Below are 13,501 nucleotides of genomic sequence, written 5' to 3' on the forward strand. Positions count from 1 at the left end.
GCAGCATGCTGTTGATGACCGACACCAAACGTGCTCTGGTGCTGGCCGGTGGAGGGCTGGCCGGTATCGCGTGGGAAACCGGTGTACTGCTCGGCATTCACGACGAAGCCCCTCATGCCGCCGCCGCGCTGCTCGGGAGCGACGTGCTGGTCGGCACGTCGGCGGGTTCGGCGGTCGCCGCGCAGATCAGCAGCGGAGTGCCGCTCGAGGAACTGTTCGCGCGGCAACTGTCCGACGAGGGCGGCGCCCACGAGATCCACCCCGGCGTCGCGATCGAGACGATCACCGGGCTGTTCCTCGATGCCATGCAGACCCCCGGAGCCACCAAAGAGCAGAAGCTGCAGAAGATCGGCGCGGTCGCCGCCGACGCCGACACGGTCACCGAAGACGTGCGCCGCGCCGTCATCGAGCACCGGTTGCCGTCCCACGACTGGCCCAGCCGCACCCTGCGCGTCACCGGAATCGACATCACCACCGGGGAACTCGTGGTCTTCGACAACGAGACCGGCGTCGGACTCGTCGACGCCGTCGCCGCGAGCTGCGCCGTACCCGGTGTGTGGCCACCGGTGACCATCGGCTCCCGCCGGTTCATGGACGGTGGGGTCGGCAGCACGGTCAACATGAGCGCCGCGCAGGACTGTGATACCGCCGTCGCGTTGGTGCCGTCCAGTGCGCAGTCGCCGTCCCCCTGGGGTGTCGGGACCGTCGAGGAGATCCAGGCCTTCCCAGGTGCGACGCTGGCCATCTTCGCCGACGACGAGTCGCTGCAGGCCTACGGCCCCAATCCCCTCGACCCGGCCTGCCGGGCACCCGCGGCGCAGGCCGGGCGGGTGCAAGGCCGCCGGGAGGCGCACCGCGTCGCGGCGTTCCTAGGAACGTGAGACGCGCGTTTCCAGGGTGTCGAGCCCGGTCGCGGCCAGTTCCTGCCCGATTTCGATGACCTCGGCGGCGCGGTGGAAGTCCAGGCTGCGGCACACCGTGCGCGGTACCTCGATCAGCAGGTCGGGAGGGTAACCGGCCAGCGTGTGACGAGCCAGCGCCGCCTGGGCGATGTCGATGACCCGGTTCATCACGTCGAAGCTGCCCAGGCGGGGCACTGACGGAATGTCGCCGGCTTCGACGGTGTCCTCGACGGGTTCGTCATCGCCGGTCATGAACCGGCCCAGTACCGCGCGGCCGGTCTGGGTCTCCAGCAGGGATTTCGCGGCCTTGCTGTCGAGCAACGAAGACCGGGTGCGCCACATGCGGTTCAACCATTCCCCGCTGGGCCGGGTCTCGTGCTCGTCGCGATGGGGGTCGGGATCGTCACCGGAGAGGCTGACCGCCAATGTCGCGTCGGCGACGACGGCGGCGATCGGCGCCATGGGAATCGGGTCGAGGATGCCGCCGTCGGCCAACAACCGGCCATCGAGGACGTGCGGCGTGATCAGGCCGGGGATGGCGATGGACGCCCGGATGGCGTCGTCGACCGGTCCGCGCTGCATCCACACCGATTTCCCGGTGATCAGGTCGGTGGCCACCGACGTGTACGGGACCGGCAGCTCCTCGATGGTGATGTCACCGACGATGTCACGCACGGCTTCGAGGATCTTCTCGGCGCGCAACACCCCGGGTGCCGTCAACGACGGATCGAGCAGCCGCAACACCGCGCGCTGGGTCAAGGCGGTGGCCCACGAGGTGAACTCCGCCAACTTGCCGGCGGCCTCCAAACCGCCGACGAGGGCACCCATCGACGACCCCGCGATGCCGACGATCTCGTGGCCGCGCTCGTGCAGTTCGTTGATCACCCCGATGTGGGCGTAGCCGCGGGCTCCGCCGCTGCCCAGTGCCAGTGCGACCCGCATGTATGCATTCTGGCCGAGTGGCCCCGACGGTGTGCGCGGAGTTAGTTCACCCCGTGATCCGAAGTCATCCGCACAGGTCGTCGGCCGCTGCCTCCACCGCCACGATGACCGCCGACTGCTGGCCCGGCGTCAGCTCGGGCCACGGTTTCTCGAACAGGCCCTTACCCACCGGACCGCCCTGCTGGAGCGTCTTGAGGTACGGCTCGACCTGCGCCGCCGGGTCGCCGCCTCGCTCCTGCATCCACGTTTTGGCTGCTCGGCAGGCCTGGAAATAGTCGTCTTCGGTGGAGTCGGCCGGCGCGGCGACAGCCGTGGTGACGCCGTCGGGCGAGACGCCGGGCGCGCTGGAGGCGGCCGGCGACGACGTCGTGGTCGTCGGCGCCGGCTGTTCCGGTGTCGGTTCCTCGCTCGACCCGCACCCGGCCAGCATCAGCGTGACCACCCCGGCCAGAGCGACGGCGCATCTCCGCATGCCGCCAATCTATGCAACACTGGCGCCCATGAGGAACGAGACCCGGTACCTGGAGTGTTGTCCGGCCTGACCGCCGACCCCCGTACCCGTTCTCGTCACCCCTGGAGACCCCTCATGGTTCTCGCGCCCACCCGGCTGCGTCTGCCCGATCTTCTGCATGTCACCGACCGATTCGCCGACGACGTCCTCGGCGGCGACTATGACCACCTGTTCCCGCCCGGTGGCCTGCCCCGTGCCGACCGCTGGTTCACCCGCCTGCACGGCAACGACGAACTCGACGTCTGGCTGATCAGCTGGGTGCCCGAACGCGCGACCGAACTGCACGACCACGGCGGCTCGCTGGGCGCGCTGACGGTGGTCAGCGGCGCCCTCCGGGAAACCCGTTGGGACGGTGAGGCGTTGCGTGACCGCACGCTGGTCGCCGGTGACCAGGCCGCGTTCCCGCTCGGCTGGGTGCACGACGTCGTGTGGCACCGCGACAGTGTCACGGTGAGCCCGGCGCCGACGTTGAGTGTGCATGCGTACTCACCACCGCTGACTGCGATGTCGTATTACGACGTGACCGCCGAGAATGCGTTGCGGCGTAATCGGACTGAGTTGACGGACGGACCGGAGGGACACTAACTGGTCATGGGTAGCCGAATCGACGCCGTACTGGACGACGCGCGCTCCCGCCTGACCCGGTTGACGGCCGAGCAGGTACCCGCCGCGCTGGACCGGGGCGCGCTGCTGGTCGACATCCGCCCGGCTGCGCAGCGCGCCGCCGAGGGAGAGGTGCGTGAGGCGCTGGTGATCGAGCGCAACGTGCTGGAGTGGCGCTGCGACCCGACCAGCGACGCCCGGATCCCGCAGGCCGCCGGTGACGACGTGGAGTGGGTGATCCTGTGCTCGGAGGGTTACACCTCCAGCCTGGCGGCCGCGGCCCTACAGGACCTGGGTCTGCACCGGGCCACCGATGTCATCGGCGGCTACCACGCACTCAAAAAGGTTCTTGTCTAGGTGTTTTCGTCGCTGTGCAGCATTCCGCGCAGCCGTTCGGTCTTCTCCTGTGTCCACCCCGGCGGCTGCAGGATCTGGGCCCACGCGTCGGCGACGTCGCGGACGTAGACGTGGCCGTGCCCGTCGGGCACGTCGACTGCGACCGCCATGTCGGCCGACACCTGCAGGAACGTCACCACCGGGATCCACTCCATGTCCGGGGACACGTCGATGCCGCGTTTCTCGTGCAGCCAGTCCGGCCGGGAGAACAGCAGATCGGGGTTCCACCACGCGATCGGATCCGAGGCGTGCTGCAGATAGACCACGCGCGGGCTGCCCCACACCGAGTCCGGCCGCTGGAGGTCGTCGGGCTCGGCGACGAATCGCACGTTCGCGCCGTCGTCGTAGATCGGCAACCACTGCGGCGAACCCGGATCGCGGTTGAGCGTCAGGTCGTTCCACACCGTGTTGTTGAACGTCGGGCCGCTGAACAACGCCCCGTCGGTGCGGGCGATCAGGTTGTTCAGCGCCAGGAACGGGGCTTCGCCGCCGAAGGATCCGAGACTTTCGCCGAACACCACCAGCTTCGGCCGTTGCGCCTCGGGCATCTCCCGGATCAGCGCGTCGACGGCTTCGAACAGGGCCTGACCGGCCTGCCGGGCGTTCTCGTTGTCGACCAGGAACGACAACCAGCTCGGCAGGAACGAGTACTGCATCGACACGATCGCGGTGTCGCCGTTGTACATGTACTCCAGCGCGGTGGCCTCGGCCTCGTTGATCCATCCGGTGCCGGTGGTGGTGGCCACGGCCACCACGGCGCGCTGAAGTGCGCCGGTGCGCTGCAGTTCCCGCGCGGCCAGCTCTGCGGTGGCCTTGATGTCGTCGGCGGAGTGCAGACCCGCGTAGGCCCGGATCGGCTCGATCGCCGGTTCGCCGTTGAACTCCGTCAGTTCTGCGACGGTGGGGCCGCCCGAGACGAAGATCCGCCCCTGGTGTCCCAGCGACTCCCACGACGCCAGTGACTCGGGACCACCCGAACGCAGAACCGACTGTGGCGCAGCGAAATCCGGGTCGGTCTCGTCATTGACCGCGGCGAAGGTCTTGTTGATGGTGTCCATCGCAAAGCGCACCACCACGCCGTTGAGCAGCGCCACCGACAACGCGACCACCAGGGCCACCGCGACCACTGTCGAGACCCGCGGCGGCGCAACGCGATTGAGCTGACGGACCAGGAAGCGCACCAGCAGTCGCAGCGCCTGCCCGATCTCGACGAGTACGAACAACGTCACCAGTGCGATGGCACCGGCCAGCGGGTAGTCCCAGAACCCCAACCGCGGCACGCCCATCAGGTCGCGGACGTCGTCCTGCCACCGGTGGAACCAGAAGATGGCCAGCACCATCCCGATGGCGCCGACCACGACGAGGACCAGCCAGGCCCACCGCGGCGCGGGCGGGCTGGAGTCCTTGGAACGCAGGTAGCGCACCAGCCACACCGCGAACACGCCGATGCCGTAACCGATTGCGCCTGCGCCGCCGCTGACGAGACCCTGGAACAGCGGGCCGCGTGGGAGCAGTGACGGGGTGAGCGAGAAGTACAGGAACACCAGACCCATCGCGGTGCCGGTGAACGTGTAATGACGAATCCACCAGGCACTGCGGGGCGCAGCGCTCTTCTCGGTCGTCGGAGCCTCGACGGTGTCGGTCACGCCCGAACTTTAGCGGTGGGAGAAGTTCGCTTCCCGCTTCTCGGCGAAAGCGTTCATGCCCTCGGTCTGGTCGTCGGTGGCGAACGCCGAGTGGAACAGGCGCCGCTCATAGAGCAGCCCTTCGGCCAGCGTCGACTCGAACGACCGGTTGACCGCCTCCTTGGCCATCCGCGACGCCGACAGCGACATCCCCGCGATGGTCCGGGCGACCGCCTTGGCTTCGTCGAGCAGTGCATCGGCGGGCACCACCCGCGAGACGAGGCCGGCCCGTTCGGCTTCCTGAGCGTCCATGTTGCGGCCGGTCAGGATCAGGTCCATGGCCTTGGCCTTGCCGATCGCGCGGGTCAGCCGCTGCGAACCGCCCATGCCCGGCAGCACGCCGAGCTTGATCTCGGGCTGGCCGAACTTCGCGCTGTCGGCGGCGATGAGGATGTCGCACATCATCGCCAGTTCGCAGCCACCGCCCAGGGCGTACCCCGCCACCGCCGCGATGGTGGGGGTGCGGGTGGCGGCGAACTTGCCCCAGAGGGCGAAGAAGTCGGAGGAAAAGACGTCGGCGAACGACAGGTTGGCCATCTCCTTGATGTCCGCCCCGGCGGCGAAGGCTTTCTCGTTACCGGTGATGATGATCGCGCCGACCCCCGGGTCGGCGTCGAGTTCGGCTGCCGCGCTGGTGACTTCGTGCATCACCTGACTGTTGAGCGCGTTGAGCGCCTTGGGCCGGTTCAACGTGATGAGCGCGACGCGGTCTTCGCGGGTGAGCAGGATGGTCTCGTAGCTGTCGGTCATGGTCACTCCTGTTCGAACGTCAGATCGGGCTGTGCCGGCGCGAAGTACGCGTCGACGTCGGCTGTGGTGACGGCATCCAGCGTCGCCGGCGACCACTTCGGGTTGCGGTCCTTGTCGACGAGCTGAGCACGGATGCCCTCGACGAGATCATGCGACTGCAGTGACGCGCAGGAGGTCCGGAATTCCTGCACCAGTACCTCTTCGAGGGTCGCCGCTTCGGCGGCCTGGCGGACCGCCCGCAGGGTCACCGACAGCGCGACGGGGGAGCGGGTCGAGATCAGGTCGGCCGCTTCGGGGGCGGGTCCGCCCTGCGCGCGCAGCGCCGCGACGATGTCGGCGACGGTCTCCTTGCCGTAGCACTCGTCGATCCAGGACCGTTCGGCCATCAGGGGACTGGCCGGCGGCTCCTGCGCATGAGCGGCCAGCGCGGCGTCGACCCCGTCGTCGATGATCGCCCGGGTGAACGCATCGAGGTCGGCGTGCGGAACGAAGTGGTCGGCGAAGCCCATCGCGATCGCGTCGGCGCCGGAGAACGGCGCGCCCGTCAGCGCGGCGTGCAGACCGAGGTGGCCGGGGGAGCGCGCCAGGATGTAGGTGCCGCCGACGTCGGGGATGAAGCCGATGCCGACCTCGGGCATCGCCATCTTGGTGGTGTCGGTGACGACGCGGACACTGCCGTGGGCACTGATGCCGACACCGCCGCCCATCGTGATGCCGTCCATGATCGCCACGTAGGGCTTCGGGTAACGGCCGATGTAGGCGTTGAGCAGGTACTCGTCGTGCCAGAAGCGGCGCGACTCGGCGCCGCCGGCCTTGGCGTCGTGATAGATCGCGACGACGTCGCCGCCGGCGCACAGCCCGCGCTCACCGGCACCGGAGATCATCACCGCGCGCACGGAGTCGTCGTTCTCCCATTGCTTCAGCGCGTCCGCGATCGCGGTGACCATCGGATGGGTCAGCGAATTGATCGCCTTGGGACGGTTGAGCGTGATGCGCCCGATGCCGTTCTCGACCGTTACTAGGACATCCTCGTTTTCGACCACAATTGCAATGTAGATCGTCCGCCGCGCGCAGGCAGGCCCGGGTAAGGTTTCCTGTGAAGCTCCTGGGAATCGATCCCCGACATCGGGAACCGTCCGGGAACCCCGCTCGTTGAGAGGGTGTTCGTCTCCGGCGACCACACGCCACAGGACATAACAGAAGGAAAGGAACCGACGGTGCGCGAAAGCAGCAACCCGGTATTTCGCTCGCTCCCCAAGGGGCAGCAAGGCGGATACGCGCAATTCGGTACCGGAGCCGCCGGCTACGGTGCGCAAGCGGTACACGCCGATCCCTATGTGACCCAGTATCCCGATCAGCAGCAGACCGGCGTCTCGCGTCCGATGACGATCGACGACGTCGTGACGAAAACCGGCGTCACGCTCGCGGTGCTGACCGCCGTCGCAGTCGTGTCCTACTTCATCGCCACGGTGAATCCGGGCCTGGCCATGATGCTGGCAATGGTCGGCGCCATCGGCGGCCTGGTCCTGGTTCTGGTCGCGACGTTCGGTCGCAAGCAGGACAACCCGGCGATCGTCCTCAGCTACGCCGGCCTGGAAGGCCTGTTCCTGGGCGCGATCTCGTATCTGTTCGCCAACGTCGTCTCCAACGGCGGCTACTCGATGATCACGCAGGCGATCGTCGGCACCCTCGGCGTGTTCTTCGGCATGCTCGTCGTCTACAAGACCGGTGCCATCCGCGTCACCCCGAAGTTCACCCGGATGATCGTCGCCGGCATGTTCGGTGTGCTGGCCCTGATGCTGGTCAACTTCCTCGCCGCGATCATCGGCGGCGGCGACGGCCTGGGTCTGCGCAGCGGCGGCATGCTGGCCATCGGCTTCTCGCTGCTGTGCATCGGCCTGGCGGCGTTCAGCTTCCTGATCGACTTCGACGCTGCCGACCAGATGATCCGCGCCGGTGCGCCGGAGAAGGCGGCCTGGGGCGTCGCTCTCGGTCTGACCGTCACCCTGGTCTGGCTGTACGTCGAGATCCTGCGACTGCTCAGCTACTTCAACCAGGATTAGCCTCTACGCGAAAAGGGCGCCCACTGCGGTGGGCGCCCTTTTTCGTGCCTAGGCTGGCGGCTTGCTCGCGCGCTCGCTCGGAAGGGTTGGTCGCGGACAGAATGCGTGCGCCGGCGGCTTGCTCGCGCCGACTGTGCGCTGAGGGCGGTAGATCGGTCGTTTTGCCGCCGTGGGCGCACGCTCGGCGCAGCCGTCCGCCCTGTGCGCACGCTCGGTGATCCGGGGCGCGGGCTATGGGTAGTGGGTCGGCGGCTGGTTTGCGCCGAGTGTGCGGTGAGGGCGAAGAATCGGCGGTTTGGCCGCCCTGTGCGCACGCTCGGCGCGACCGTTCGCCCTGAGCGCACGCTCGGTGATCGGGGGCGCGGGCTATGGGCAGGCGATCGCGGCTTGCTCGCGCCGACTGTGCGGTGAGGGCGGCGAATCGGCCGTTTGGCCGCCGTGGACGCACACTCGGTGCGACCGTTCGCCGCGTGCGCACGCTCGGTGATCGGGGGCGCGGGCTATGGGCAGTGTGTCGGCGGCTTGCTCGCGCCGACTGTGCGGTGAGGGCGAAGAATCGGCCGTTTGGCCGCCGTGGGCGCACGCTCGACGCGACCGTCCGCCTTGTGCGCACGCACGCGGGCGATCGGGCTATGGCAGGCGACTACGAGAGCCGCTCCACCACCATCGCCATACCCTGGCCGCCGCCGACGCACATCGTCTCGATTCCGAACGTCTTGTCGTGCGTGGCAAGGTTGTTCAGCAGCGTGGCGGTGATCCGCGCGCCGGTCATCCCGAACGGGTGGCCCAAAGCGATCGCGCCGCCGGACACGTTGAGCTTGTCTTCGTCCATGCCCAGCTCGCGCGCCGATCCCAGCACCTGGACGGCGAACGCCTCGTTGATCTCGTACAGGTCGATGTCGGAGATGCTCATCTTCGCGTTGGCCAGCGCCTTCTTGACCGCCTCGATCGGGCCCAGGCCCATGATCTCCGGCGAGAGGCCCGAGACGCCCGTCGAGACGATCCGCGCCAGCGGGGTCAGACCCAACTCCTTGGCGCGTACGTCGCTCATGATCACCACGGCGGCAGCACCGTCGTTGAGCGGGCACGCGTTGCCCGCGGTGATCGTGCCGTTGGGGCGGAACACCGGCTTGAGCTGGCTGATCTTCTCGTAGGTGGTTCCCGCGCGCGGGCCGTCGTCCTTCGACACCACGGTGCCGTCTGGCAGGGTCACCGGCACGATCTCACGCTCGAAGAAGCCGTTGTTGATGGCCTCCTCGGCGCGGTTCTGCGAACGCACGCCCCAGCGGTCCTGATCCTCGCGGCTGATACCGGTGAACGCCGCGACGTTCTCGGCGGTCTGGCCCATCGCGATGTAGATGTCGGGCAGCAGGCCGTCTTCACGCGGATCGTGCCATTCGGACGCGCCCTCGGCGGCCTTCGCCGTCCGCGCCTGTGCGTCGGCGAACAGTGGGTTCTTGGTGTCCGGCCAGCCATCGGCGGTGCCCTGACCGAACCGCGACACCGTCTCCACCCCGGCCGAGATGAACGCGTGGCCCTCGCCGGCCTTGATCGCGTGGAACGCCATCCGCGTGCTCTGCAACGACGACGAGCAGTACCGGTTGACGGTGGTGCCGGGCATGAAGTCGTAGCCCAGTTGCACGGCGACCACCCGGGCGATGTTGTTGCCCGCCTCCCCGGCGGGCTGGCCGCAGCCCATGATCAGGTCGTCGATGTCACGGGGATCCAGAGCAGGCACCTTGTCGAGCACTGCCTTGACCATCTGCGCGGCGAGATCGTCGGGACGCATGGACACCAGCGATCCCTTGTTGGCGCGCCCGATCGGCGAGCGGGCGGTGGCGACGATGACGGCTTCGGGCATGACGGCTCCTCCGGTGCGGCGATGCGGACTAGGACGAACCTAGCTGCCGGGCACCCCTACGCGTGCGCGGGTACCGTCCCCACCCCACCCAGCACCGGGGCGGGCACGCCGGTCGACCGGCGCCACAGCCGACTCACGCCGCTCAACCGGCGCAGCAGCGGCCCTTGTCCTGCCGAACGGGAGCGCAGTGCCGCCTCGGGCGGAGTGTCGGAGTTGCACTCGTCCAGGGCGGCGCACAACGCCGGCAGCAGCTGCTTGGCGGCCAGCGAGTAGCCGGCGGCCGACGGGTGGAACATGTCGTCGGAGAACAGCAGTTCGGGGGTCTGGTAGAAGTGCGGCGCGAGCAGGTCGGCGAACGGCACGGGGACACCGCCGGCGGCGCGCACCGCAGCGGCCTGGGCCCGCGCCAGCCGCAGGCCGCGGGCGCGCACCCACGACCGCAGTGGTTGCGGGATCGCCTTGATGACACCGAAGTCCGGGCAGGTACCGACGACGACGACCGCGTCGCTAGCGCGCAACCGGCGCACGGCCTGACCGAGACGCCGTGCCGACGGGCCGATCCCGTTGGGCCGGGTGATGTCGTTGGCGCCGATCATGATGACCGCCGCGTCCGGGGGTCGGCCGGCCACGAACATCGCGTCGATCTGCCCGGAGAGTCCCTTGGAGGTCGCGCCGACGATCGCCTTGGTGCTCAGCCGGATGCGCTTCCCGGATTCCTCGGCCAGGCCGCGCGCCAGGAGCACGCCGGGGACCTCTTCGGCGTCGCCGCAGCCGTAGCCGGTGGCCGTCGAATCGCCGAAGATCATCAGGTGCAGGTCGAACGGCACGCCGCGCTGCCAGCGCTCGACAGGTCCGCCGCCGGGGGAGTACACCCCGTCGGCGCGCGGCGGGATGTCCCAGGCCTTGGGGATCACCTGCCGCGCCTTGTCGGCCTGGCCGGTCAGCAGGTTGCGCGCCCCGACATAGGCCGATCCGGTCGAGGCGAGGGTGGCCGCGACCGCCCAGAAGAACGTCGAGCGGCGCGGTAAGCGACCGCCAGGAGCACGACCTGAGCTGCCCACGCGGCCAGTCTAGAGAGGTTCGACGCCGATCCTCGCGCGTCCTGCACGGTGGGCCGGTCACGGTGCGGTATCAAGTCCGAGTGGTTTGCGTTTAACCCATTGTGATTAGGGTTACATCTGTCAAGCTAAGTTAGAAGACAAGCTGAGTAAATCGGCTTATCTGGCACTACAACGGCGTAGGAAGTGGTGGCGATGACGGCACCGAGCAAGGTCCCCAGCACAGCTCATATCGGCGTTCGTGCAGGTCGGAATCTGAAACCGCGCCGCCTTCCGGTCAGTGACGGCGCGCCCGTCGAAGTTGTCGAAGACGGTCCCAGCATCGCCGGCCGCATGCTCGGACTGGCCGCATCGCTAACCATCAAACCGTTCCTGACGGTCGGCAGCTATGCGCCGAAGCTGCCCTGGCCCTGGGGCGTCGTCGACTTCGCGGCGCGGGTCCTCAAGCCGGCCCCCGGCACGGTGCGCGCCACGATCTCGCTGCCGCACTGCAACGCCCAACTGGTGCGTGCCTCAGGTGTCCTGCCGGCCGACGGCAACCGCAGCGTCATCCTGTACCTGCACGGCGGGGCGTTCCTGACGTGCGGCGTCAACACGCACGGACGCCTGGTCACCGCCCTGTCCGGATGCGCCGACGCACCCGTGCTGGTGGTGAACTACCGGATGATCCCCAAGCACTCCGTGGGGACGGCGCTCGACGACTGCTACGACGGCTACAAGTGGCTGCGCGAGCTCGGGTACGAACCCGACCAGATCGTGCTGGCCGGTGACTCCGCCGGCGGCTACCTGGCCCTTTCGCTGGCCGAGCGTCTGCAGGCCGAAGGCATCGACGGCTACCAGCCGGAGACGCCCGCCGCGGTGGTGACGATGTCGCCGCTCTTCGAGATCGACAACGAGAGCCGCGCCGAGCACCCCAACGCGCGCACCGACGCGATGTTCCCGCCCAAGGCATTCCACGCGCTCGTGGAGCTCATCGAGGCCGCAGCGGCGAAACGGACCGTCAACGGCAAGCCCGAAGAGATCTACGAACCCCTCGACCACATCGAGCCGGGCCTGCCGCGCACCCTGATCCACGTCTCCGGGTCCGAGGTCCTGCTCAGCGACGCCCGCAAGGCGGCGCGGTTGCTCGCCGCCGCCGGCGTCCCCGTCGAGGTCCGCGTCTGGCCGGGCCAGATGCACGTGTTCCAGCTCGGTGCGCCGATGGTGTCCGAGGCCAGCCGCTCGTTGAGGCAGATCGGCGAGTACATCCGAGAGGCCACCTGGTAGTCCCACGCCGCGCCTGGGACGATGGACTCATGCGCATCGCCCGGCACATCAGTGAGCTCATCGGCAACACCCCGTTGGTACAGCTGAACTCGGTGGTCCCACCGGGTGCGGGTCTGGTCGCGGCCAAGGTCGAGTACATGAACCCGGGCGGCAGTTCGAAGGACCGCATCGCGATCAAGATGATCGACGCCGCCGAAGCCAGCGGGGAACTGCGGCCCGGCGGCACCATCGTCGAACCCACCTCCGGGAACACGGGCGTCGGGTTGGCACTGGTTGCCCAGCAGCGTGGCTACAAGTGCATCTTCGTCTGCCCGGACAAGGTCGGCGAGGACAAGCGCAACGTCTTGCGCGCCTACGGAGCCGAGGTCGTGGTGTGCCCGACGGCCGTCCCGCCGGACCACCCGGACAGTTACTACAGCGTGTCCGACCGGCTCACCCGTGAGATCGACGGGGCGTGGAAGCCGGACCAGTACTCCAACCAGATGGGCCCGGCCAGCCATTACGAGAGCACCGGACCGGAGATCTGGGCCGACACCGACGGCAAGATCACGCATTTCGTGGCTGGGGTGGGCACCGGCGGCACCATCACCGGCGCGGGTCGCTACCTCAAAGAAGTCTCCGACGGCCGCGTCAAGGTCGTCGGCGTCGACCCGGAAGGGTCGGTGTACTCGGGCGGCACCGGACGCCCGTACCTGGTCGAAGGCGTTGGGGAGGACTTCTGGCCCACGGCCTATGACCCCTCGGTGCCTGACGAGATCATCGCTGTATCCGACGCCGACTCCTTCGAGATGACCCGACGGCTGGCGCGCGAAGAAGCGCTGCTGGTCGGCGGATCGTGTGGCATGGCGGCGGTGGCGGCGATCCAGGTCGCCGAACGGGAAGGACCCGACGCCGTGGTCGTGGTGCTGTTGCCCGACGGTGGCCGCGGTTACCTGGGCAAGATCTTCAACGACGAATGGATGTCGTCCTACGGCTTCCTGCGCAGCCCACTCGACGCGAAGGCCAAGGAGTCCACCGTCGGCGATCTGCTCCGCGGCAAGTCCGGCGCCCTGCCCGACCTGGTCCACACCCATCCGTCGGAAACCGTGCGTGACGCGATCACGATCCTCAACGAGTACGGCGTCTCCCAGATGCCCGTCGTGGGGGCCGAACCGCCGGTGATGGCCGGCGAAGTGGCCGGCAGCGTGTCCGAACGCGAACTGCTCTCCGCGGTGTTCGAGGGCCGGGCGAAACTGGCCGACGCGGTCGCCGACCACATGAGTCCGCCGCTGCCGCTGGTGGGTGCGGGCGAACTGGTCAGCAGTGCGGCCAAGACCCTGCGCGAGTGTGACGCCGTGATGGTCGTCGAGGAGGGCAAGCCCGTCGGCGTCCTCACCCGGCACGACCTACTGAGTTACCTGTCGTCGGACATCGCGGACAACTGATCGCCGCTTCGGTAAAACCAAGATCAACAACCCGTGTGAA

13 protein-coding genes are annotated in these 13,501 nt (G+C 68.5%); 6 read left to right on the forward strand and 7 right to left on the reverse strand.

The features are described 5' to 3' along the window. Positions 1-14: 14 nt before the first annotated feature. Positions 15-881 carry a patatin-like phospholipase family protein gene (locus ACAG25_RS23630; RefSeq protein ID WP_370490913.1) on the forward strand — a complete coding sequence of 289 codons (867 nt, stop codon included), beginning with the start codon at positions 15-17 and terminating at the stop codon, positions 879-881. Here the strand turns inward: ACAG25_RS23630 and ACAG25_RS23635 are convergent. After that, complete coding sequence (locus tag ACAG25_RS23635) at positions 870-1,844, reverse strand: patatin-like phospholipase family protein (protein WP_370490914.1); 975 nt, start codon at positions 1,842-1,844, stop codon at positions 870-872. The two genes, ACAG25_RS23630 and ACAG25_RS23635, sit on opposite strands and share 12 nt — an antisense overlap. 64 nt (positions 1,845-1,908) lie before the next feature. After that, positions 1,909-2,316, reverse strand: coding sequence for a lipoprotein LpqV (lpqV, locus tag ACAG25_RS23640; protein ID WP_370490915.1), 408 nt, complete (start codon positions 2,314-2,316; stop codon positions 1,909-1,911). A gap of 114 nt (positions 2,317-2,430) precedes the next feature. On the opposite strand from lpqV, the gene ACAG25_RS23645 reads away from it, so the two are divergent. Together ACAG25_RS23645 and ACAG25_RS23650 are read left to right on the forward strand one after the other, a co-directional pair. Then, positions 2,431-2,940, forward strand: a complete 510-nt coding sequence (locus ACAG25_RS23645; RefSeq protein WP_370490916.1) for a cysteine dioxygenase family protein — start codon at positions 2,431-2,433, stop codon at positions 2,938-2,940. Between the two features lie 6 nt (positions 2,941-2,946). Then, positions 2,947-3,315 carry a rhodanese-like domain-containing protein gene (locus ACAG25_RS23650; RefSeq protein WP_370490917.1) on the forward strand — a complete coding sequence of 123 codons (369 nt, stop codon included), beginning with the start codon at positions 2,947-2,949 and terminating at the stop codon, positions 3,313-3,315. On the opposite strand, the gene ACAG25_RS23655 is transcribed toward ACAG25_RS23650, so the two are convergent. From ACAG25_RS23655 to ACAG25_RS23665, 3 genes are read right to left on the reverse strand one after another with little or no spacing between them, the layout of a single operon-like run. Continuing rightward, the gene (locus ACAG25_RS23655) at positions 3,312-5,000 is read right to left on the reverse strand and encodes an alpha/beta hydrolase (RefSeq protein ID WP_370490918.1); all 1,689 of its coding nucleotides are present in this window, start codon (positions 4,998-5,000) and stop codon (positions 3,312-3,314) included. The two genes, ACAG25_RS23650 and ACAG25_RS23655, sit on opposite strands and share 4 nt — an antisense overlap. 9 nt (positions 5,001-5,009) lie before the next feature. Then, complete coding sequence (locus ACAG25_RS23660) at positions 5,010-5,789, reverse strand: enoyl-CoA hydratase (protein WP_370490919.1); 780 nt, start codon at positions 5,787-5,789, stop codon at positions 5,010-5,012. Positions 5,790-5,791: 2 nt separating this feature from the next. Further along, positions 5,792-6,832: an enoyl-CoA hydratase/isomerase family protein gene (locus tag ACAG25_RS23665; RefSeq protein ID WP_370490920.1), complete on the reverse strand. Its 1,041-nt coding sequence runs from the start codon at positions 6,830-6,832 to the stop codon at positions 5,792-5,794. 174 nt (positions 6,833-7,006) lie between these two features. On the opposite strand from ACAG25_RS23665, the gene ACAG25_RS23670 reads away from it, so the two are divergent. Further along, positions 7,007-7,852 carry a Bax inhibitor-1/YccA family protein gene (locus ACAG25_RS23670; protein ID WP_370490921.1) on the forward strand — a complete coding sequence of 282 codons (846 nt, stop codon included), beginning with the start codon at positions 7,007-7,009 and terminating at the stop codon, positions 7,850-7,852. Positions 7,853-8,495: 643 nt separating this feature from the next. On the opposite strand, the gene ACAG25_RS23675 is transcribed toward ACAG25_RS23670, so the two are convergent. After that, positions 8,496-9,713, reverse strand: coding sequence for an acetyl-CoA C-acetyltransferase (locus ACAG25_RS23675; RefSeq protein ID WP_370490922.1), 1,218 nt, complete (start codon positions 9,711-9,713; stop codon positions 8,496-8,498). 56 nt (positions 9,714-9,769) lie between these two features. Then, a complete protein-coding gene (locus ACAG25_RS23680) occupies positions 9,770-10,774 on the reverse strand; it encodes an SGNH/GDSL hydrolase family protein (RefSeq protein WP_370490923.1) in 1,005 nt (334 codons plus the stop codon). A gap of 192 nt (positions 10,775-10,966) precedes the next feature. Between ACAG25_RS23680 and ACAG25_RS23685 the strand changes: the two genes are divergently transcribed. Both ACAG25_RS23685 and ACAG25_RS23690 read left to right on the forward strand, forming a co-directional pair. Beyond that, complete coding sequence (locus tag ACAG25_RS23685; RefSeq protein WP_370490924.1) at positions 10,967-12,037, forward strand: alpha/beta hydrolase; 1,071 nt, start codon at positions 10,967-10,969, stop codon at positions 12,035-12,037. 29 nt (positions 12,038-12,066) lie between these two features. Then, positions 12,067-13,461 (forward strand): cystathionine beta-synthase, encoded by a 1,395-nt coding sequence (locus ACAG25_RS23690; RefSeq protein ID WP_370490925.1) that lies wholly within the window; start codon positions 12,067-12,069, stop codon positions 13,459-13,461. Positions 13,462-13,501: the final 40 nt, after the last annotated feature.

Source organism: Mycobacterium sp. pV006 (assembly GCF_041287115.1).
Lineage (GTDB): Bacteria > Actinomycetota > Actinomycetes > Mycobacteriales > Mycobacteriaceae > Mycobacterium.